This window comes from Simiduia sp. (assembly GCF_058345725.1).
The window spans coordinates 26,437-48,704 of record NZ_JBTUOC010000088.1 but is presented as its reverse complement, the minus strand read 5'-3'; the positions used below and the strand labels follow the sequence as shown (position 1 = coordinate 48,704).

Sequence of the window (22,268 nt, the reverse complement as noted above, 5' to 3'; positions counted from 1 at the left end):
CTTTTGCAGCGCGGGGCACAAACCGCCTTTTCATCGATTTATCAACCCCGCTCAGACGCCAAACCGGGCCGAACCCCATTGACGCAGGCCAACCATAAAGCGCTCGGGGAAAGGCGTCGTTCGGGCCGTTGAATTACCGGCGTTCGAGTCATTGATTACCCGTTCGGCTGGCTGCGCATTCGGACTACTGGCGTTCGTCTTATTACAAACCCGGTGTCTTACAAACCCAACCGGTAAGCGACCACTAACATCCAGCTCTTACCCATGGATGAAATATATTTCAGAAAACCGTATCATCTAACCTAGACACCCTGCAGTATCGGCGTATCACGCCCTGATACGGGCGCCTTCAGCCCCCGCAAGATGCCTAATATAAATAAAAAAATGTATTAAAGAGAACGCGCTGCAATGGATACCGTGCTGTTTAATTTCCATGATCTGGTGTTGATACTAACGGCGTTTGAATGCCTGCTAGCCGCCCTGCTGCTAGGGCTGAATGTTCGCAGCCTGTCTCTTAGCACCTATTTTTTTATGGGCTTTTTGCTTTGCCACACACTGATTCCGCTGCACGAACTTATTTTCTGGGGCAAGGAATTCCGCCTGTGGATGCTGGATATTTCGCCCAACCTGTTTTTCTTTGGCAGCTATAGCTACTTTTTAGACGGCCCCTTATTGCTGCTGTTTGTGCATAGCCTTCTTCATAAAGACTTTGCCCTAAAACCCCGCCATCTGCTGCATTTGATCCCCTTCTCGCTGTACTTCTTCCTTTTGATCATCAATTTTTACAGCCTCGACTACGCTAGCCGGCACCAGCTGATTGAATCTCAGCATATCGCCTACTCTTCGCCTTTCCTGTATTTTGAGGCGTTCAGCAAGTACATGCGCGTAGGCTACGCACTGGCGTGCCTGGGGCTGATTGTGAACTTTAACAGGCGCCTGCAAGACACCTTCGCCAATATCAACAATCACGACCTGGCATGGCTAAAGATCATGATAGTCTGCCTGTTGGCACTCTATAGCTGGGACGCACTACTGCTAAGTGTGAAGGTACACGGGCTGTTGAACAGCCATTTTAATATGGATTTGCTCAATGATATCGGTGTGGCGGCCTACCACTTGAATTTTGTGGTAATCAATGTCTTGGTAATTTTGAAATTTACCCGCTGGCAGTCCTTAGAGGCGGTTGATCAAACGCCCGAGTCTAGTGGTAGCAACGAGCAAGGTTTCGAGCCTGAACTGATTGACGCCATAGATACCGGTATGAAACAACCGCATATTTATGCACTACCCAATATCACACTCGATAAGCTCGCCAGCGCTTTGGGTATACCAGCGCGCAAACTCTCTGTCATTCTAAAGCAGCACTACAATCAAAATTTCTACGAATTCGTCAATACCCACCGCGTCTTGCAGGCCAAGAAGCTGCTAGCAGACCCCGCCTACAGGGAAAAAACCATAACCGACATCTACTACGAGGTAGGCTTTAACAGCAAATCGGTCTTCAATACATTTTTTAAGCGCATGGTAAATCTTACGCCCAGTCAATATCGCCAACAGGTCGCCGCCAAGAAGCAGGATACCCCAGGAATTTTCAGTTAGCTCAACAGCCGGTGTTTTGGTTCAGATATGCACTTGGGCGGCGCTAGCGCTCCTCGCCTAGCCTTGGATACCGAGGCCTGGCGGCCGTCTGGCTCTTTATCGCGCCAACATCCAAACAGCTAGCCCAGGCAAAAAAAAGGCCCCAGCATTAGCTGGGGCCCAGCGAAGGGAAACCAAAAATAATTAGAAGAAGTTGTACTTCGCCTGCATCACGAAAGTACGTCCATCATAGTGAGTCGCGCGCGGTTGAAATTCCGCATCCTGGTACTCTTCGTAGAGTGTTTCTGTGAGGTTGTAGCCTTTCAGAGACACACTGAATTTCTCGGTAATATTGTAATAGGCAGACAGATCAACACGGCCAGCCGCCTTTACGTTCTTATTACCCTCGCCGTTAAAGGTGCCAACGCTTTCCAGCTCGTAGTCGCTCCGGTAGTTATACGCTAGGCGAATGCCAAAGGGGCCTTGCTCATAGTAGCCAATGATGTTGTAGGTATCATCGGAAATACCGGGAATTTGCGCCTCAACCGGGGCATCCTGACTGGTTTTAGAGTAGTTAATGATACCGCCAAAACCATTCCACGGATAAGGTAAGAAGCTCAAATTTTGCTGTATGGATAATTCGTAGCCTTGTACCTTAATGCGCTCGTCAATATTTTGAATTTGACTCGCGCTTACCGTGTCGCCGGCCATGATGTAGTTGGGATCTATTGCATCATAGTCATCCACACCATCGGTAATGCAGTTGCCGCCAACTTCCGACAGCTTGCCCACATTGATGCCATAGTCAGCCATCAAATCTTGATCACAGGTACCCACCGAGGTAAAAAAGTTATCGATGTTTTTGTGGAATGCAGCAAAGGTAATGGCGCTGCCTTCGCGGTTATACCACTCGAGAGATATGTCGTAGGACTGGGCGGTGAATGGATCGACATCAGCACCTGGCAGGCCCACAGTGGCTTCACCCGGCACAGTTTTAACAGTAGCCGACGGCGTCGCTGCGCGCACGTTTGGACGCGCCATAGATTCGCTATAAGCTACACGCAACTTCACATCTTCAGTGATATCCATAGCCAGATTCATGCTAGGCAGCAGATAGCTGTAGCTGTTTTTAACGTGCTTGTCCTGTGGGTTATTGATATCCGTTGCGCCAAACGCAAAGAAAGGTGCCGAGGCATCTTGCTCGGAAGATACATAGCGAACGCCAATATTACCCATGACCGGACGATCGGCAATGACGAAATCGAGGTCCGACATCAGATAAGCCGCTGACGTATCCAGGGTGACATCGTATATCAAGCCCGCACTCTGCTGACCTCCACGCGCAATCAAGCCGGTAGCCGGCACAATAACTGGGAGCTCGCCTGTGACCGGATCTGGATTGACAGTGCCAATAGTCGCCGCCGCCTGCGCGTTAATGGCATCCACATCCAATGCATACCATCCTTCGCCTGCGCCAGCAAAGCCGGCCACGTTATTGCCAAAGAAACTACCTTGGCTACTGTAGGCAGGATTGCCGCGGGCGCTGTTGATCAATATACCATTGAGGTCGATTCCCGTAGGCGAACTGCGCAAGCGATCCGAGTGCTGTTCGTCTGTGGAGTAGCGGTAGCCAAACTTGATATTCGACAGAATGGGGACATCCAGTATGCGCTCGACATTGAATTCAAAGGCGTTGCTATCGCGATCTAGGGTCTCGTAGGTTCCGGTTACCAATGCCTGGATTTGATTGTTATCAAGACTGTTAACAACACCCGAACTACTGAGTGTATCTTTAACCTGCCACTCGGTATCCAAGTCCAGGTTGTCGAAGTTCTGAATGTCGACCAAGAAATCTTCTACCTTGCCTTCACCGGTATAGAGGCGGCCAGAGATACCACTGCTACCGGCTTTATGAATTGGCGTATAAAACAGTTCGCTCCAATTGTTTTCTGCACTGGAAATTGAGATTAAACCGTCGATAGTCCATTCATCACTTTGCCATTGAGCATCAAAGATCGCCGCTTGCGACTGCTCGTAGGTGTCCCAAATACGGGAGGTATAACGGTAGTCCACGTCGTCAAACAGAATATCTGATACGGTATAGATAGGATTGCCATCATTATCGACGGCACCGGTGGCCCGAGGCGAGGAGTTGGGTGTAATTTTTGTACCGCCACTGCGCGTACGCATATCGATTTCTTGCTGGCCGTTCTGATCCATGTCGCGCTCGGTGTAAAACAAACTCAGTCCCAGCCGCAACGCATCATTGGCTTGATACTCTAGACCGCCGCTAAAGGAGGTGCGCTGACCTTCGTTAATTTCCGAACCTTGACGCAATTCTCCCGGCATTTTTACCACAGCGTTGGCAGGCAAATTATTGGCGGCTTTCCAACTGGCGAAGTCTTCACCGTTGGCGCCGACAAAATTGCTATTACTGGGAACATTGTCATAGCGGTTGATTTTGATAGTGTCGCGGCGGAAGGATTGCTCGGAGGTAGCAATTACACCCGTAAACGCCAGAGTGTCCTCAATCAAGTGCTTGGAACCGGAGAGCACCAACTCGGTGTCTACGGTGTCGGCTAGCTGCTCGCTGCGACCGGCCACTGCCAGGCTCAATTTCCCGTCGGGCTTATCTAAGGCGCGCGCGAGTTTTAAATCCACGGTACCGGCAATACCGCCCTCCTGCATGGCTGCCGTTTGCGTCTTAATGACGTCTGTGCCATTAAAAATAGCGGGGTCATAGGCACCAAATGGGTTTGGCGCACCAAAAGCCTTGTCGCTACGCGAGGGGCTGGCAAAGGTTTGTCCGTTAGCTGTCGTCAATACGAAGCCCGAGGGCATGCCGCGCAGGTTAATGCTCGATTCGCGGCGCTCGCCTTCGCGGTTGAGCTGAACCCCGACAACGGCCTGCAGGGCTTCGCCCATATCCAGGGCGGGTAGTGAGCCAATGTCATCCGCCGAAATGCCGTCGACAATCGTGGACGAATTGCGTTTTACATCCAGCGCATTGTCCAGGTTGCGCTGAAATTGTGCGGTAACAACCACCTCTTCCAGCGTCGCATTGGCGTCGTCGTCTTGGGCAATAGCCGGTGTGGCCGCCAGCGCAATGACTGCGCTCAGCAGTGTCTTCTTAAAGACCGGGTGGCCGGTTGTTCTCCGATGAATTGTCATGCTCAGGTCCCCTTGGGATTATTTGTTATCTGTTTTCTGCTGACCCTAGTTGTGTCAGGTCTCGCCAGTGACCACTGATGAGACAATCCCATATTTCTATATAAATGACTTACTGTCAAGTGGCCTTACCAATTATTGGGCGATTAAAGTCGGCTTGCTAAACCAGCCCTGCGGCCTCCGCAAGGCCTATCAAAAGCCAAGGCCAAAAAATGTTCTTTACAATCAAATTGTTACATATCATAGAAAAAGGCAGGCAGCCAACGCGACTGCCTGCCCCTAGATGGATAGCCAACAAGGCCGGTTAATCACGCGCCCGACACACTTATCACTTGATCAAGTGGCCGTACCAGCCCATAGCCGCCGTTGCCGCTAACTGTTTAGCGTGCGGCCCCATCCCGAGCGGGAATAGTGAGATAAACACCCTTAACATTTTGCGTTCTAAATTCCACAACACTCGGCCGGCTGCCGGCGCGCACGCGTATTTGAGCTACGCCATTGGCCATCTCAACGATCGCAGAGCCGTCGTAGGTCCCCTGATCCTGCACCAGCTCAGCATCGCCGCCCAGGGTAGAGAAATAAGCCCGCTCGCTGAAGGTTATAGCCCGTCGGCCTCGAGCATCCTCCGCTTGCGCCGTGACGAGATACACATCTGCGGTCTGGGCCGTCGACGACAGCACCACGCGCTCAAACTTACCCGGCTCGCCCTGATGATAGGTTAAGCTGAAGGAGTCCTTGGCAAGTTCGCGCCCATCGCGATCAAAACCCGTTGCCGCCAGGTGATTGACGCCCTCCTTGAAGGGCACTTGCCACACTAAGCCGTGCGCGGGATAGTGCCCGTGCCGACGCAATTTTTTACCCAGGCTGCGACCGTCGAGCGACAACTCTGCGCTGTGGGTATTGCAAAACACTTTAACCGGCCGGCCTTCAGCAGGACCAAAGCGTACTGGCCACGTATGAGATTCGATGTAGCAAAACGGCGTATCGGACCAGTAACTCGCAAATACATAGTAGGCGTCTTTCGGTTGACCGCGCCGATCAACCAAACCTTTCTGGTTGATATAGGGCAAGGGGTTTTCCGGGCGCAGGGGCGTGCCAAAATCTTTAAAGGCCCACTGCGCATTGCCGCCAAATCCAGGCAATTTTTCGCTCACCGAAAGGTGCCAATCAAACAGATTGACCATATAGTTTTCATTCCAGTCACTGTCCTTGGCGATACTGGTTGCCACCGCCTGATTCATGGCCTCCTCCACAGATACTTGCTCGTTGGGCAATCCTGTTTCGTTCATTGGCGTCTCTGTGTGGCGCCCTCGGTGACTTGAGCCGCCGTACTCCATATGCAGAAAATGCGGGTACTTGTCCATGGCCTGGGTAAGTGCCTGTTGGTACTGGCCGTAAGCGCCGCCGTACCAGCCAGCCCATATGGACGGCGAGAAAACGTCCACGACTTCGGCTCCCGGGTAGTACTTTCGAAGCGCTGTATAGCGGTGGGCGTCCAAAGATTTAGCGCGCTGATGCAGCCGTTTAAGAAAGGGCAAAATTTCTGCGTCGTCTCCTCCGTTGGGGAAATCCGACTCCCAATAAATTTCGTTGCCAAGCGACCAAAACATAATGCTGGGATGGTTATAATTTTGCAGTATTTGCGCCTCAAGCAGCCGCTCGGTATTGCGCTCCCATTGCGCACCACCTTTACCACCGCGACACCAAGGTAATTCATCCCACAGTATCAACCCGAGTTCGTCCGCCGCCCGATACACCTCTGGATCTTGAGGGTAGTGGGCCAGTCGCACAAAATTCACGCCCAGAGCTTTCATTTGCGCCATGTCTGCGCGGTGCTGTGCGTTGGTCATTGCCGCGCCGACGCCAGCGTGCTCTTCGTGGCGGTGTGTACCCCGTAACAACAAACGCTTGCCATTTAAAAAGAAGCCCTCACCGTCGCGCATTTCGAACCAGCGGTAGCCCACCGGTTCTACTCGCTGCTGAAGTGTCTCACCCGCCATCGATGCCAAGGTCACCGTTAAGCGATACAGGTGCGGGTGCGAAGGCGACCACAACTTGGGCTCGGCTACTGCCGGCAAACTAAGCACCAGATCGTCCATGTTTTCAGCTGAGATTGCTTTGGACATTTCGGCGACCGCTATACCCTGAGGGTCAGTGAGTTCTAACCTAACTTGCTGTGCGTCGGCCGCGCCTATGCCCGCCAGCTGAATACGAACCTCGGTATCGGCGGACACCGCCGTAACATTGGGAGTGGAAACAAGCACCCGTGCCATATAGCGCGCGGGCAGTCTGTGCAGCCACACATCGCGGGTAATGCCCCCGTGAATAAAAAAATCGGCTTTTTGCGACGGGATCACATCCGGGTTGTAGCGGTTGCTCACTCGCACTAGCAGCCGATTGGGTTTACCCACCAACAAATGCGAGCTAAGCGATTGCGTAAAACCCACGTAGCCGCCGATGTGCTCGCCAATCTCGTGGCCATTTAAGTACAGCGTGGTCTCGGTATTTGCGCCTTCAAATTGCAGCTGGTAATGGCCGGCTTCGTTAACTACAAATATTTTTTCATACCAGCCACCCGCGCGGCGATAACCTGGCTCGGCATCCACCGTATCGGTTGCGTTCCAGGTGTGCGGCAGGTTAATGGGTTGCCACTCGGGTAGGTCGGCATTCGGCAATTGCCATTGATCGCTCTCAAGATAGCGCCAGCTTTCGTTAAAGGCGGTCGACTCTCCCACAGACAAATTAACCGACAACCTAGATCCTGCTGTAACCTGGCCATTGGCACCGTCGTTGCCACAGCCGAGGAGTAACAGAAGACTCGCTGTTAGCAGCCATCGGCCCAAGGCCACGCTGTTCGAGCTCAACTGATCGCTTAATCTCCGGAAATTCACTGTAAACTCCTGTGCGGGCAGGCTAAAGATAGGCCCGCCTGTAATAGATTATTTGTTGCTGTCCAGGCCCCCGTAAGGGAACCCTGTACCGGCCAGGCCGAAATGCTGTGCTGGCACTGAGTTAGTAGTAACAGCGGCCCTCTGCCTTAGGCCACCCGCGAAGTGCGGTTGCTTCCGGTGCAACACGCGCCAGACAGCTAAAGGCCAACTGCTCACCCTGGGCGGCATTCAGTTCTGCCACAGGCAGACCTTCACGCACAGCCGTCAACACCAGCGCGCTTAAACGCGTCACATCAATCTCTGGCTCCGCCGCACCGCCCCAGTTGGGCAGCGCTGCGCGTGCAAGGATATAATTCAACGCTAAGGCCAGCTTTGAGCTATCCACCTCCGACTGCCACAAATCCACCGATAGATGCCGCGCCAAATCGGCGATGATAAAAAAGCCCCTTAAATTGTACACAGAGTAGCTAAATGGACGCGTTCTGTTCAGTTCGTGTGGCTGGCTGCCATCGGCGTTCACTTGCAGGTTTAGCCGGTGCTGGCTGCGTGCCAAAGTTTGCGCCGCCAGCTCGGGGCGATCGAGATGCAGGGCCAGAGCCAGTACTTGCGCATCGTAAAAGGTACCGTGGTTATTGTGAGCTTCTCGCTCGGTAGTACCCAATGCGCTGGTCATTAACCAATGCAATAACTCATGCAGCCAGCCATCGATCTGCGCACGAGTGTTTAAGTCCATCGCGCTGGTCTGGCTAATTAAGCGCAAGGCATCAATCACCTGCGGCAGCAAGACAAAATCGATGATGCCAAAGCTGCGGCCGTCGGCTACGCCTGGCACCGATTGTGCGTAGTTTAAGTGCGGGTTCATGCGCGTTGCCGGATCGACCATCCAAGTACGAAAGTAATCGGTAGCCTTGCGCGCATAGCGATCATCTCCGGTGTAAAAGCTGGCCAGTGCCAATAGCTCAACATCTTCGGCAAATCGATTCCAAGCGGCCTTAGAAGAATCGCTGCTGTCCACCCAGGGATTGCGGCGGCCGTCGCGCTTGATCCAGGGCAAGCCGTCCTCGGTGGCCGGGTTAGGCCACCAATACGGCGCAAGACTTATGTAGTCGTGGGGGCTCTGCTTCTTCACGCCGCGATCGCTGGTCACGACACTGGGCGGCGTGCGCGATAAGCGTTGCTGCGCCTGTGTAATAAGTTGATCGACGGCCAGACGATAGGGCTCCTGCTGCACACCCCAGGCCTGCTTGGCCCGCAGCAAATCACTTTGATGCACACGCAAAGGTGCATTGCTCGCCAAGGCAACCGGGTGTTGCTGGGCCGCTAATTTTGAGGTGCTATGTGCTTGGCTATCGGCAGTCGCAGTAGTGGCGTTGAAAGACGCACTGCCCAACAACGCACACGCAACCAGCGCCCATATCTTTTGCGTCTGCATCAGCGGGCCATCCAACCGCCATCGACCAGCATGACGTGGCCATTCATGTAATTCGACGCCTGCGATGCTAAAAATACCACAGCACCTGCCAAATCTTCTGGCTGGCCCCACCGCCCCGCGGGAATACGCGCGCTGATACTGGCATTTCGTTGTGGATCATTGCGAAGATTTTCGGTGTTGTCGGTGGCAAAATAACCCGGTGCGATGGCATTAATTTGTACATTATTTTGCGCCCATTCATTGGCCAGTGCCTTAGTGAGCTGCGCCACTGCGCCTTTGCTGGCCGCATAGGCGGGCACTGTAATTCCGCCTGAGAAACTAAGCAGCGATGCGATATTAATTATCTTGCCGCCACCCTGCGCTAGCATCATGCTGCCCGCCGCCCGGCACATGCGAAAAACGCCGTTAATATTGGTCTCCATGACGGCATCCCAATCTTCATCCGAAAATTCTACCGCCGGTGCCCGGCGAATAGTGCCGGCATTGTTGACCAAAATATCAAGCCTGCCTGCGCGCTCGCGCACCTGTTGAAACAGGGCCTCGATGGCGGCAGGCTGCGACTGATCACATCCCAACCCTTGTACAGCAAGCTCCTCTGCTTGCATTAGTGCGATAGTGTTTTCCACGCTCGCCAGCGTCGAGCCCACAGCAAAAACCTGCGCACCCGCACGCCCAAGTGCGATAGCCATGGCGCGCCCCAAACCGCGGCTAGCGCCAGTAACCAATGCCACTTTTCCAGCCAGCCCGAATTGATTGTGCAAAAAGTCGTTCATCTTAGTTTTCCTTTTAATCTACCAAGGCAATGACTTCTGAGGCCGCCAGCAATAGCGCGCCGGTACCGTAAAGCTGAGTGTCATCTGCCGTGGCAGACCCAGGCGCAAAGGCTACCTGTTGTACCCAACCGAGCTTGCCGTCGGGGTGCACACTTTGTACCAGGGATTGCCAGCCTTTTTGCACGGCAGCGCGATACTTAGCTTCGGGTAGCAGGCCGGCATTGACACCCCACGCCAGGCCATACACCAGTAGGCCGGTGCCGGAGGATTCTGGCGGCGACTGTTCTTCATTCGCTAGCAGCGAAGAGGGCCAGGAGCCATCCGCTTGCTGCAAGGCGACCAGTCGCTCAGACATAGCGCGAAACAGCTGTTCGTACTTTTCGCGGGCAGCAAAATCTTGCGGCAATTCCTTTAGCACTCGGGCAATACCTGCCAACACCCAACCATTGCCGCGTCCCCAGTAAATCAACCGGCCCTGTTCATCCTTGCGATCAAAGTAGCGGCTGTCGCGCAAGTACAACTTTTCATCGGTGCGGTAGAGGTATTCGGTGGCCTGCCAAAATTCCCGATCCATAAATGCCAAATAGCGCGCGTCGCCGGTAACTCTGGCCAATTGCGCCCATACGGGCGGCGCCATAAAGATGGCATCGGCCCAACACCAGCGATCCGTGCAAGCGGGATCGATAAAATCCCGGTGCGCCAGCTTGTGGGAAACTTTGTTGTCGTCATCAAAGTACAAGCTTGTGGTTAATGGCGCGGCGAGCACTCGATCAAACGTTTGCTGCACGTGGGCGATGCGCGCAACGATTGGTTGGCGCTCATACAAGCTTAGATACACAGCCCCCATGGCGTGATCGTCAGCGTGGTAAACACGCGGGCCCAAAAGCCACTGATTCACAGCCGAGGCGTTGACTACTGCCTGTTCGTAGTTACGCTGCTGGCTCGCGTCCGCCCAGGCCAACAGGCCGATTTGCCAAGTGGCATACATCCAGCCCTGCGGGATGCCACTCGGGCGCCCTTCGGTGCGCATTTGATTACTACGCAGGTCGTATTGCCCCAGCTGCCAATCCGCCACCTGATTCGCGACTTGGCTAATAGCGCTTGCCGATAACGCCGCAGAAAAGGTTTGAGGCTTCGTGCCTGGCGCGACATACGCCACCGGCTGGGGCCAGTGAGCGTCTACCTGTACAGCTTGTTCGGCTTGCGCTGACGGCAGCTGTGCGGAATTTGATGGCGCACCGCATCCGACGACGGCTGTGAGCAGGCAGCCGAGCGCCACCGTTTTATGCATTGTCATGTCTGTACCTTTCTAGGTGTTCATTAGTGTGTGTGCGAAATCGAGCCGGGCTTCGCGCAAGCTTCGACCTTCGCCGGCCCCAAACTGGTAATGTGGTAATACCAATTTTTGTAGTGTATATTGGCCTGACCACCATGTCTACAGGCAACACTATGCAGCGAATTTGTCCAACTCCGTGCGCGCGCCTTCTGTTTACGCTGGCGATGGCGGTCACGTCGTACACGGCTACGGCCACCCCCGTGAGCTTAGCCATCGAGGCCCATAACGCCCGCAATGCCCCTGCCCCTCAAGCACTGGTATGCGTCGAGCCCCAGCTATTGCCCCCTCAGGCCGCTCAGCAGATGCCCTTTATCACCGACGGCGACAGCCACTACAGTGCAGTGCGACTTAATTGCGGGGAGAATTTGGCCGCACAGGGCATCGCCTTCCTCGCCAATTTCGCGCCCCACGCACGCAAGCAGTTTACGCTGAGCTGGCCCGACGGCACCGCGCCCGTCACCGGCGCGCAAGCGCACACCTTGGCCGAGCTCGCTGTGCGTGTTGGCGGCCAGGCCGATGTCGAGGGCGTCCTTAGTGGGGGGCAGTACGTCCCTGTGCAAACATTGAAACTGCCAATAACCCACACCGTTGGCGATAAATTATTTAAGTATGAAGGCATCGGCTGGGAATCCTCTGCTATTGCCTATCGACTTTACTTTGATAAACGCTCGGCGATCGATATTTTTGGCAAACAAACTCACGCCTTGGTATTACCCGGCATTGGTCAGGACGGTACCGACTACCATGCACTAAGCGACTGGGGAATGGATGTACTGAAGGTGGGGCCATCTCTTGGCATCGGCAGCCCAGCGAGCTGGACCGATTCGGAAAAACTGGTGGGCGTTCACCAGTTTGCCAGCGCCAATGCCACTATTTTTAACACCGCAGCGGGCTCCGGCGCGCAAGTAGATTACAGCCAGTGGCAAGCTGCCAGCCACACCGCCAATTTACAGGTTCAATACTGGATACAACCCGAGTCACCGTTAACGCGGGTAACCGCCAACGCCTCGGCACCATTGGCGCATTGGGCTACCGGCATGGTGCGTCACGACGTCGACATCTTGTCCTCTACACCTAGCAACGGCTGGGGCTTTTTAGCGAGTTGGGGCAATCAAAGTTTAGCGGGCGACATGCTGGGTATGGCGGTTTTTTTCCGCGCCAACAGCCTCCACATGTTGACCGACGACCCGCAAAACCACCTCGCCGTTTTGCGTGGCGGCACCCAAACACAATACTATTTTGCCGCGAGCTGGCGCGATGCAGGAGTGCGTGATCGCACCGACTTTAAAGCCTGGTTAGAGGCGATACAAGACCAACTGAACACCCCCATTACCATTCAAATTTTGTCCAAAAAATAGCACGGAAATGACTATGAATTTTTTACACACAGCGGACTCAGTGCGCTACCAGCGCATGACTAACGCCGAACTACGCGAGGCATTTGTCATCGATGCCCTGTTTGCCACTGGCGAGCTACAGCTCACCTATACCGACGTCGACCGCGCGGTTGTCGGCTCGGCCGTGCCCACCGACAGCGCACTGCAATTGCCAACCCATAAAGAGCTGGCCAGTGCGTATTTCTGCGAGCGCCGTGAACTGGGCGTAATCAACATTGGCGGCGCCGGCAAGGTGTCGGTTGACGGCACTGAATACGCCATGGAAAAACTCGACAGCCTGTATATAGCACGCGGTTCAAAAGCCGTGGCCTTTAGCAGTCTCGACGCCACAAATCCTGCACAGTTTTACATGGTCAGCTACCCTGCCCATCGCCAAACCGCAAGCTGCCATATTCCGCAAAGCAAAGCCAAGCAAGTAGCCCTGGGCGATGTGAACAGCAGCAATAAGCGGGTCATTTACCAATCTATTTGCCCCGGCATCGTCGACAGCTGCCAATTGGTTATGGGGATAACCCAGCTCAGTGACGGCAGTGTCTGGAATACCAAGCCGCCGCACACCCACCGCCGCCGCACGGAGGTCTATATGTACTTCGACCTTCCCGATGCGGAGCGCGTATTCCACTTTATGGGGGCACCGCAAGAAACCCGCGCACTGGCGCTGGCGCCGCGCACGGCCATTGCCTCTCCCAGCTGGTCTATCCACTCGGGTGCGGGCAGCAGCAGCTACAGCTTTATTTGGGCCATGGGTGGTGAGAACCAGGTATTCGATGATATGGATCATTTGACAATGGCAGATATCGGATAATCTGGCCTTACCACTTGACCATCCAGGCGGATTGGTTACAATGCACCCTCTGCGTATGCTAATTGCTTTTGGAGTATTTGCACTTACATTGAAGTAGACAGTTTATCTCTCGCCCTCACGCCCCGCACACCGGGGCTTTTTTTGCGCGGTCTTTTGCTTCACCGGCCAAAGCGACGGGTCAATTGCGCCAGCGAAGCTGCCGCACTGTCGACACAGTGCGGCAACGCCACAGTTAGTAGGCCCGCACTTTCACAAACTGACAGCCGTTGTCGCTATTGAACGACAGGGTGGTACCAGAGAATCCACTGTGGGCTTTGTAATTGCTGGTGATACTCACAGCGCCAGTGCCTGCCACCGAGCGTACCTCACCACGGAAATCACAGCTATTGTTGGCATCGCTGTCCCACACCTGAAGCGTTTCGCCGGCAAGATCCCGATCAAATCGCACACAACTACCCGCCTGCAAAACCACTTCGGTGCGGGCATCCCAAGGTATATCGATGTAACTGGAACAATTACCGGGTGTGGGTGTGGGTGTCGGTGTCGGTGTCGGCGTCGGTGTCGGTGTCGGCGTGGGTGTTGGCGTCGGCACGCCGCCGGTCAACACGCCCGACAAGGGCATTTGTGCGGCAACGCCCTCGGCATGTGTTTGGGTCCAGGTTTCCACCGCGGTACCTGAAATATTGAGATGCACAAATTGATTGCCATCCCAGGCAAAAGCGTAGGAGACGCCGGGAGCATCAAATAACCCCCAGGGTTGAACCGGTGCACCTTCGCTAAGCGCTTTAGACAATTGGTTATCCACAAACACATTGTTGGGCCCTGTGGGGCCGGACCAGTTGCTCGCGTGATCGCCACTGCCATACCAAATGGGTTGCCAAGTCCCCGTCCCCGGCTGACCGTTATCCCAACTTCGGTGTTCGAAGGGCACTGACACCTGGTTGTTGCGAATCACATTGTTGCGCTCCCAGCCACCGTGCAAATTAATATCGCAATCCAGGCTGTTTTGCTCGACTAGGTTTCCTGTGGCAGACCACTGCAATGTCAGGTGCCGCAACCGATGGAGGCTATTCCCCTGGATCAGACTGTCGTAAAGCTTTGAGCCGCGAAAATAGCCGTTGCCACCCGCACCCTTATTCCACGAACCCGAAAGCAGGTTGTTTTTAAAAGTCATATGTCGGGCAAACTCGGTCACCAACGGATGTGAACCCACCATTTCCATGGTGACATTTTCTACCCAGCCGTTCGCCGTCCATTTAAACACTATTCCGTGAATGGCGTCTTTGGGGCACAAGTTCAGGTATTTATGGCCCACACCATTGGGATTTTGCGGCGAAAAATCACCGCTATTGTAGCCGGCGCAGGCCGTTCCTTCGGTGGACATGGTCAGGTAAAAATCCCTAAAGCCAACGCCTTCCACCGCCGTCACCGGCATCACGCGACTCTTATAGCCGCTGCTATTGGTAGGCTGGAGATCAAATTCCAGGGGCGCACTCAAGACAACCTGATTCGCCGAGGCATTAACACCTGCCACGGTGAAAATCTGAGTGCGCATGTGGCCGGTAGTAATATGCCCCTTGCTGCGCTTGCTAATGGGAACCTGGCCCTGATTCAAAAAGTCATTGTCATTTGCGGCCCCCACATAAATTAAATCACCCACGGAAAAATTACCTGCCTTGCCGTTTTCCAGTGTCAGCACTGTATCGCCTTGGCTGGCCGGCTGTACAATCTCCATGCTGTGTTTCCAGTGGAAATTAATGCTGCCTTCGTAGGCCTGCTCATTGGGATGTTTTTGACGCGTTTCCACCCTGAAAGCGCCATAACCTGGCCAGTATTTTTTATCAAAATCTGGCGCGCCGTCACTGGCCTCACCGTAGGGTTGCCAACTGCGCACCACGAGTTTAGTGCCCGTCGCCGGGTTGCTACCGGCGCCGAGAATCACGACGCCAGATTTATCCACATGAATTTCATCGTCTATGTGCAGCTCTCCCGCCGGCAATTGAATCGCAACAAGGTGCGAGGGCGAGTTGCCGGCACTGATTTGAGTGTCGATGATGGATTGAATGGCCTGAGCATCGTCCTGGCCATCGTTGGGTATTACGCCAAAGTTTGCCGCATCGATGGTTTGCGCATAGGTTTGCGGCAGGCTTTGCCCGCCGAGATAGCCTGGCGCTGCCAGCGCATTAGCCGTGCTAATTACCGTCGCCAGAGCGGTCATCATTGCTATCCTGCCGTAGCAGGGAGTGTTGTCATTTTTCATTATTATGATCCTGATAGGTTATTGGTTTGCACACTGTGGGGCACAGCTAGTACAGGCCCCACAAAGGCACTCATCCAGCCCTACAGCTAGCTGAACCAGCACTTCGACGCTAGACGACAGCAACTGGCCTTACAACCTTGCCATCTACCTTTTTATAGAAAAAGCAATAATTAACCCAACCAGCGCCGTCAGAGCGCCGAATTTTTAACCTGATTTGCGAAAAATTTCCGTTTCAGCCGGACTCAGGCTTGCTATTAGCTGGATGTTTGGGTTTAATTGGACAGGTGGTCTTACCAATTGACCGACAAACATTTTCCACAGTTACCTAGAGGCAGTACGTAATGCAAGAGACATGGCGCTGGTTTGGTCCTGAAGATGGCATTTCGCTTCGGCACATAGCCCAAGCCGGTGCCACCGGTATCGTCAGCGCGCTGCACGAGATACCGGCGGGCGAAGTGTGGCCACAGGCGGCCATCGCCGCGCGCAAAGCTGAAATTGAGGCCGCAGGCCTTGAGTGGTCTGTAATAGAAAGTATCCCAGTGCACAATGACATTAAATCGCGCAGTGGTGATTTTGAGCGCATGATTGACAATTATTGCCAATCCATTCGCAATGCCGGCGCCGCCGGTGTGACCACCGTGTGCTACAACTTTATGCCGGTTGTTGACTGGACTCGCACCAGTTTAAATTACACTTTGCCCAATCAAAGCCAGGCCTTGCGCTTCGAAATGACCGACTTCGCCGCCTACGACGTCTTCGTATTGCAGCGCAGCGGCGCCGAACGCAATTACAACGAAGCCGTGTTAAGCCGCGCTAAAGCCCGCATAGACAATATGAGCGCCGATGAGATCGCGCTGCTTGAGCGCAACATTATTGCCGGCCTGCCCGGCGGTGAGGGCTCCCACGACCGCGCAAGCCTTAAAGCAACACTGGATCAATTTATCAGCTTGGGCAATGACGGCTTCAGGGACAATCTGTTTGCCTTTCTCGAGATGATAATCCCGGTGGCAGAAGCTGCCGGCGTTAAAATGTGTATCCACCCAGACGATCCACCGTTTTCACTGTTTGGCTTACCCCGTGTGGTATCCACCGCCGCCGATGTGCGCGCATTGCTCAGTGCAGTGCCCAGCCCCGCCAATGGCATTACCCTGTGTGCTGGCTCATACGGCGCCCGCTGCGACAATGATTTAGTCGCCATGGCGCAAGAATTTGGGCCGCGCATTTACTTTGTGCACCTGCGCAATGTTATCCGCGAGGCGGATGGTTCCTTTTACGAGTCGGACCACTTGGCAGGCGACAACGATATGGTGGGCCTGATCAGCGCGCTGCTGCACGAAGAACAGCGCCGCGACGCAATCGGCGAGCCCGATGCACGCATCCCCATGCGCCCAGACCACGGCCACTTGATGGCCGACGAAATCGGCATGCCCGGTGTGCGCCCCGGGTATTCTTACCTGGGCCGACTAAAAGGCCTGGCAGAGTTGCGCGGGGTGATTCATACACTCGACTACACGTTAAGGCGCTCATAGCGAGTGTGCTTTAATGGCACCACGCCATTCGCAGAGCAAGACTACAGCAGCCGGCCCCGATCGACCGCTGCCATTACACTAGAAAAATTTGAGGAGTGCCTGTGACGCTTTTGCACCCAGACCGCCTGTTTCCTGTGGACCAAACAAGCCGAGCTATTGCGCGCGAGCTGTATGCACAGATAAAAGACCTGCCGATCATCAGCCCCCACGGCCACACTGATCCAGCGTGGTTTGCAAACAACACGTGTTTTTCAAACCCCACAGAACTGCTGATTCAACCCGATCACTATGTGTTTCGGATGCTGTATAGCCAAGGCATTGAGCTCGCGCGTCTAGGTATTGGGGCCGAGGCAGATCCCGAACACGCCTGGCAACTCTTTGCACAACACTACCACCTCTTTCGCGGTACGCCGTCGCGCCTGTGGCTAGACCATGTGTTCCAAGAGGTATTTGGCATTACCGAACCGCTCACACCCCAGACGGCGGCCGATTACTACCGCACCCTTAATCAGCAATTGCACACCGAGGCATTTCGGCCCCGAGCTTTGTTTGAGCGCTTTAACATTGAGGTAATTGCCACCACAGAGGGAACGCTCGACCCGCTGGCGCACCACCGCGCAATCCGGGAAAGCCAGTGGACCGGCCGGGTCATTACCACCTTCCGACCCGACGACCTGCTCGATCCCGAGCAACCCAACTGGCGCGACAACCTACAAGCCTTGGCGAATCTAACCGGAGAAGACACAGAGCGGTTCAGCGGCTTTCTGGGCGCACTGCGCGCGCGTCGACAGCATTTTATTGCCCACGGCGCCACTGCAACCGATCACGGACACCCCACTGCCACCACCGCCGATCTTTCGCTCGCCGAGTGCGAATCGCTTTTTCAGCGGGCGCGCGCCCAAAGTATCACGGCCGCAGAAGCCGATCTCTTCCGCGGCCAGATGCTGACCGAAATGGCTGCAATGAGTGTGGAAGACGGTTTGGTTATGCAGCTTCACCCCGGCTGCTATCGCAATCACAACGGGCCGCTGTTCCATCGCTATGGGCGCGACAAGGGTGCCGATATCCCGCTGCAAACCGAGTATGTGCAGGCGTTGCGTCCACTGCTAAACAAATTCGGCAACAACCCCAATTTCTCAATGATTATTTTCACGCTGGACGAGACCAGCTATAGCCGCGAGCTGGCGCCATTGGCGGGCCACTACCCGGCACTTAAAGTCGGCCCGGCCTGGTGGTTTCACGACAGTCCAGAGGGCATGCGCCGCTACCGCGAACAAATTACAGAAACCGCCGGCTTCTACAATACCGTGGGTTTTAACGACGACACCCGGGCCTTCCTATCCATTCCCGCCCGCCACGATGTGGCCCGCCGTATGGATTGCAATTTTTTGGCGCAGTTGGTGGCAGAGCACAGAATCAGCCTGAAGGATGCCGCTGAACTCGCGCACGATCTGAGCTATACACTCGCCAAAAAAGCCTACAAGTTATAAACACCTATGAGCACGCTTTCCTATAAAACACTCGATACACTCAACGACACAGTAAGTGCACCCGCCTACGCACCCACAACCCGCAAGGCCGGTATTGTGCACTTGGGCATCGGCAATTTTCACCGCGCCCACCAGGCGGTCTATGTGGACGACATTCTTGCCAAAACCGACGGCCATTGGCGCATTATCGCCGTAAGTCTACGCAATCCCGGTATGCGCGATAAAATGGCACCGCAGCAATTTTTATACACACTCAAAGAACAGGATCAGCACGGCGCGTCTCACCGTGTCATTGGCGCCATTGAACAGGTACTCGTAGCGCCGGAAAATCCAGAGGCGGTGCTAAGGGCGCTGGCTAGTGAGACAATTAGCACGGTCACCTTAACGGTTACCGAAAAGGGCTACTGCCTGAAACCCGGCACCCGTTCGCTCGACCTCAACCACCCCGACATTCAACACGACATTACCCACCCAGGCGCTCCGCGTACCGTCATTGGCTACTTGTTGGGCGCCTGTAAACGCCGCATGCATCAGCAGGGGCCTGGATTAAATGTTCTCAGTTGCGACAACTTGCCAGACAATGCGCACCTGCTTCGCGATGCACTTTTGACCGCCGCGCGCTTGGTGGATTCCGCTTTGGCCCAGTGGATTGACGAACAGGTTGGATTTTGCAATACCATGGTGGATCGGATTGTACCCGCCACCACCGGAGCCCACCGCAACGCCATTGAAGGATCGGTGGGCTATGCAGACGCCGGCGCCCTTTTGTCGGAGCGCTTTCGCCAATGGATCATCGAAGACAACTTTAAAGCCCCCACACCCAACTGGGCCCTGGCCGGCGCATTGGTGGTCGACGATGTCGCGCCCTATGAGCATATGAAGTTGCGCCTGCTGAACGGCAGTCATTCAGCCCTTGCCTATCTCGGACACCTAGCGGGCCATACCTATATTCACGAAGCCGTCGAGGACACAGCCATTCGCCGGCTGGTGCAGGCGTTAATGCGCGACGCCATGTTGCCCACCTTGGCAGCCCTGCCAGGCGTTGACCTCAGCCGCTATTGTGCGGATTTGCTCGACCGGTTTGGCAATGCGGAGGTGCCCTACACCTGCGCCCAAGTCGCCTCAGACGGCATCCAAAAGTTGCCGCAGCGCGCTTTGGCACCCGCCGCACAATTGCTCGCACAGGGCCAGGACGCGACGCCCATCGCCATTCTAGTGGGCGCCTGGCTGGCCTATCTTGCGAAAAGTATCCACCCGCACAATGGCTATGACGTGAATGACCCAGCCAGCCACAAGCTGTTAGAGATGATGCGAAAACAAGCGCAACAACGCGACTTTCCTACTCCCGAACAGTGCCATGCCCTGCTCACACACGCCGGTATTTTTCCCATCGCACTGCTCAGCCACGCCTCCTTTGTCCAGGCAATCTTTCGCAGTTACGCCGCGCTGCATACTGGCAATACTGTCGACGCCTTAGCCGAGTTACTCTGAAGCAGTCGCTAGCGAGCGCCTGACCGTCAATGCCGGAGTTGGTGCGGCATTGACAGTAGCAAGGGAGCCGGCAAGCGAGATAAAAACTGAGCACACCCCGATTAAATGCGACCTGTACGGGCAATTAATAGGGGTGTATGTACAGACGACAACCGAGGCTATTCGCCGTCTTTGCCAAAATAGGTCGCCGCTGCGGTGGTGGCGTTGTCGATGTGATTGCGCATTGCCGCGCGAGCCTTTTCCGGATTCCGCTGCTCCAAGGCCAAAATAATTTTCTTGTGGTCTTCAATGGACGGGTGCACCCCACCACTGCGCAGCCGCTCCATAAAGGCAGTGCTCAATTCCGATTGATTACGCAGTTGCCACAGCCAATCGACAATACTGATAACTGCGCTGTTTTGTGTTGCCTCTGCGATAATGCGGTGAAATTTCCAGTCGGCCTGCTCCGAGGCATCCGGCCGCTTTTCTTCCTCTTCCATTTCCGCCAGCGCCACTTTTAAGCTAGCCACCTGCTCGGGGGTAATCCGCGCTGCGGCCAAGGCGCAGGCCTCAGATTCCACAATGAATCGGATTTCCAAAATTTCAAAGGGCCCAACACCCTTGTCGCCCAATTCGAGTTGAGGCTGCTGTGCTTGTTTTTTCGTGGCGTAAATGCCTGAACCGGTGCGAATTTCGATCACACCCGAAATTTCCAGCGCAATCATGGCCTCGCGAATGGTGGGGCGGCTAACGCCCAGCTTATCTGCAAGCACTCGCTCAGAGGGCAAGCGTTCGCCCGGTTTAATTGAACCGTCGGCGATGAGTCCCGACAATTGTTCCGCCACTTTAAGGTACAAGCGCTCTGCTTTTACGGTTTGCAATTCCACTGCGTTAGTGCTCCGATCATATGGGTAATAGTTCGGTGGCTCGCCGGGCCTCTTCGGCACCCACCGAGAGTATTCACTGGGAACAAGGCAGGCTTAACGCCCATGGCGGGCAATAAAAATCTATCTGACCATCTGTCCCCCTGCAGCAACCATACTAGCCAATCAGTGCCAAATAGAGAAGCATTGCCTTGATTTAAGCCCTCTGTTCGCTTTAGTATGGTCAAGTGGCATGACCAATTATTATTTGCTCTGGCCGCTGAATTGCTCTCAATAACCGGATAGACACATCACTATGCCGAAAATAGCCACTGTGGGCGAATGCATGATCGAGCTTGCGCCCAATGGACCCGATAACTTTACCCTTAGCTATGCGGGCGACACCCTGAACACGGCTGTTTACCTCGCCCGATTTGGCGCGCAGGTAGACTTTCTAACGGTCCTCGGCAAAGACCGTTTCAGCAACGCAATGATTGCCCAGTGGCAGCGCGAAGGCATTGGAACCCACCGGGTGATCCAGCTCGCCGACCGCACCCCGGGCCTGTACCTGATTGAGACTGACACGGAGGGTGAGCGAAGCTTCTATTACTGGCGCAACCAGGCGCCGGCTCGCGAGCTCTTTGAGGTGGCGCCACAGCTGCTCGGGGCTCTGTGCGAATACGATATCGTGTACCTGAGCGGCATTACGCTGTCGCTCTATTCCGAAACCGTGCGCGAACATCTATTTGTGGCCCTGGCCCATTACCGCAGCCAAGGCGGACGCGTTGCGTTCGATATTAATTATCGCCCGCGCAACTGGGCGAGCAGCGCCCAGGCCCAGGGCGTTATGCGCGCCATGATGGCGCACACAGACATCGCCCTGCCCAGTTACGACGACGAGATTTTACTCTGGGGCCCGCACAGCGCCGACGCTTGCATTGAACGCTATCGCGCGCACGGATGTCAGGAAGTGATCGTCAAACAGGGGGAGGCCGGTAGCCGTGTGTATACACCCGAGCTTCACCGCACCATTCCCGTGCCCGAGCGCGTCACCCCACGCGACACCACGGCCGCCGGCGATTCCTTTAATGGCGGCTACCTCGCTGCGCGTCTATTAAATGAATCGCCAGAGGACGCCGTCCTTCAAGGTTCCTGCTGCGCTGCACTCGTAATTCAGCACCCAGGCGCAATTGTGCCCCTCTCCCTCTTCAAAGGAGCACTTGCCCATGGTTAACGCAATGACATTTGTTTACGCAACTTTTTATCGCTTGCGCAA

General features: G+C 54.9%; 14 protein-coding genes. 7 read left to right on the top strand and 7 right to left on the bottom strand.

Features of this window, described 5'->3' with window-relative positions; genetic code table 11:
* Positions 1 to 408: 408 nt before the first annotated feature.
* A complete protein-coding gene (locus ACW8F6_RS17320; RefSeq protein ID WP_491577143.1) occupies positions 409 to 1,599 on the top strand; it encodes an AraC family transcriptional regulator in 1,191 nt (396 codons plus the stop codon).
* A gap of 183 nt (positions 1,600 to 1,782) precedes the next feature.
* On the opposite strand, the gene ACW8F6_RS17315 is transcribed toward ACW8F6_RS17320, so the two are convergent.
* The 5 genes from ACW8F6_RS17315 to ACW8F6_RS17295 all read right to left on the bottom strand — a co-directional run bounded on the left by ACW8F6_RS17315 (position 1,783) and on the right by ACW8F6_RS17295 (position 11,139).
* Positions 1,783 to 4,749, bottom strand: coding sequence for a TonB-dependent receptor (locus ACW8F6_RS17315; protein ID WP_491577142.1), 2,967 nt, complete (start codon positions 4,747 to 4,749; stop codon positions 1,783 to 1,785).
* A 377-nt stretch (positions 4,750 to 5,126) separates the two neighbouring features.
* Positions 5,127 to 7,499 carry a glycoside hydrolase family 2 protein gene (locus ACW8F6_RS17310; RefSeq protein WP_491577141.1) on the bottom strand — a complete coding sequence of 791 codons (2,373 nt, stop codon included), beginning with the start codon at positions 7,497 to 7,499 and terminating at the stop codon, positions 5,127 to 5,129.
* 259 nt (positions 7,500 to 7,758) lie between these two features.
* Positions 7,759 to 9,069: an alginate lyase family protein gene (locus ACW8F6_RS17305; protein ID WP_491577140.1), complete on the bottom strand. Its 1,311-nt coding sequence runs from the start codon at positions 9,067 to 9,069 to the stop codon at positions 7,759 to 7,761.
* On the bottom strand, positions 9,069 to 9,842 hold the full coding sequence (locus tag ACW8F6_RS17300; RefSeq protein ID WP_491577139.1) for a glucose 1-dehydrogenase: 774 nt from the start codon (positions 9,840 to 9,842) through the stop codon (positions 9,069 to 9,071). The genes ACW8F6_RS17305 and ACW8F6_RS17300 overlap by 1 nt, the downstream gene beginning before the upstream one ends.
* Before the next feature lie 13 nt (positions 9,843 to 9,855).
* Positions 9,856 to 11,139, bottom strand: a complete 1,284-nt coding sequence (locus ACW8F6_RS17295) for a glycoside hydrolase family 88/105 protein (protein ID WP_491577138.1) — start codon at positions 11,137 to 11,139, stop codon at positions 9,856 to 9,858.
* A 152-nt stretch (positions 11,140 to 11,291) separates the two neighbouring features.
* Here ACW8F6_RS17295 and ACW8F6_RS17290 point away from each other — a divergent pair, with 152 nt between their 5' ends.
* Positions 11,292 to 12,536, top strand: a complete 1,245-nt coding sequence (locus ACW8F6_RS17290; protein WP_491577137.1) for a DUF4861 family protein — start codon at positions 11,292 to 11,294, stop codon at positions 12,534 to 12,536.
* A gap of 13 nt (positions 12,537 to 12,549) precedes the next feature.
* Positions 12,550 to 13,380 (top strand): 5-dehydro-4-deoxy-D-glucuronate isomerase, encoded by an 831-nt coding sequence (kduI, locus tag ACW8F6_RS17285; RefSeq protein WP_491577136.1) that lies wholly within the window; start codon positions 12,550 to 12,552, stop codon positions 13,378 to 13,380.
* Positions 13,381 to 13,612: 232 nt separating this feature from the next.
* On the opposite strand, the gene ACW8F6_RS17280 is transcribed toward kduI, so the two are convergent.
* On the bottom strand, positions 13,613 to 15,640 hold the full coding sequence (locus tag ACW8F6_RS17280) for a hypothetical protein (RefSeq protein WP_491577135.1): 2,028 nt from the start codon (positions 15,638 to 15,640) through the stop codon (positions 13,613 to 13,615).
* A gap of 341 nt (positions 15,641 to 15,981) precedes the next feature.
* Here ACW8F6_RS17280 and uxuA point away from each other — a divergent pair, with 341 nt between their 5' ends.
* From uxuA to ACW8F6_RS17265, 3 genes are all read left to right on the top strand, one after another.
* Positions 15,982 to 17,169 carry a mannonate dehydratase gene (uxuA, locus tag ACW8F6_RS17275; protein WP_491577134.1) on the top strand — a complete coding sequence of 396 codons (1,188 nt, stop codon included), beginning with the start codon at positions 15,982 to 15,984 and terminating at the stop codon, positions 17,167 to 17,169.
* A 95-nt stretch (positions 17,170 to 17,264) separates the two neighbouring features.
* The gene (uxaC, locus tag ACW8F6_RS17270; RefSeq protein ID WP_491577133.1) at positions 17,265 to 18,659 is read left to right on the top strand and encodes a glucuronate isomerase; all 1,395 of its coding nucleotides are present in this window, start codon (positions 17,265 to 17,267) and stop codon (positions 18,657 to 18,659) included.
* 6 nt (positions 18,660 to 18,665) lie between these two features.
* On the top strand, positions 18,666 to 20,150 hold the full coding sequence (locus ACW8F6_RS17265; RefSeq protein ID WP_491577132.1) for a mannitol dehydrogenase family protein: 1,485 nt from the start codon (positions 18,666 to 18,668) through the stop codon (positions 20,148 to 20,150).
* Between the two features lie 158 nt (positions 20,151 to 20,308).
* Here ACW8F6_RS17265 and ACW8F6_RS17260 read toward each other — a convergent pair whose 3' ends face one another.
* Positions 20,309 to 21,016, bottom strand: a complete 708-nt coding sequence (locus ACW8F6_RS17260) for a FadR/GntR family transcriptional regulator (RefSeq protein WP_491577131.1) — start codon at positions 21,014 to 21,016, stop codon at positions 20,309 to 20,311.
* A 292-nt stretch (positions 21,017 to 21,308) separates the two neighbouring features.
* Between ACW8F6_RS17260 and ACW8F6_RS17255 the strand changes: the two genes are divergently transcribed.
* A complete protein-coding gene (locus ACW8F6_RS17255) occupies positions 21,309 to 22,226 on the top strand; it encodes a sugar kinase (RefSeq protein ID WP_491577130.1) in 918 nt (305 codons plus the stop codon).
* Positions 22,227 to 22,268: the final 42 nt, after the last annotated feature.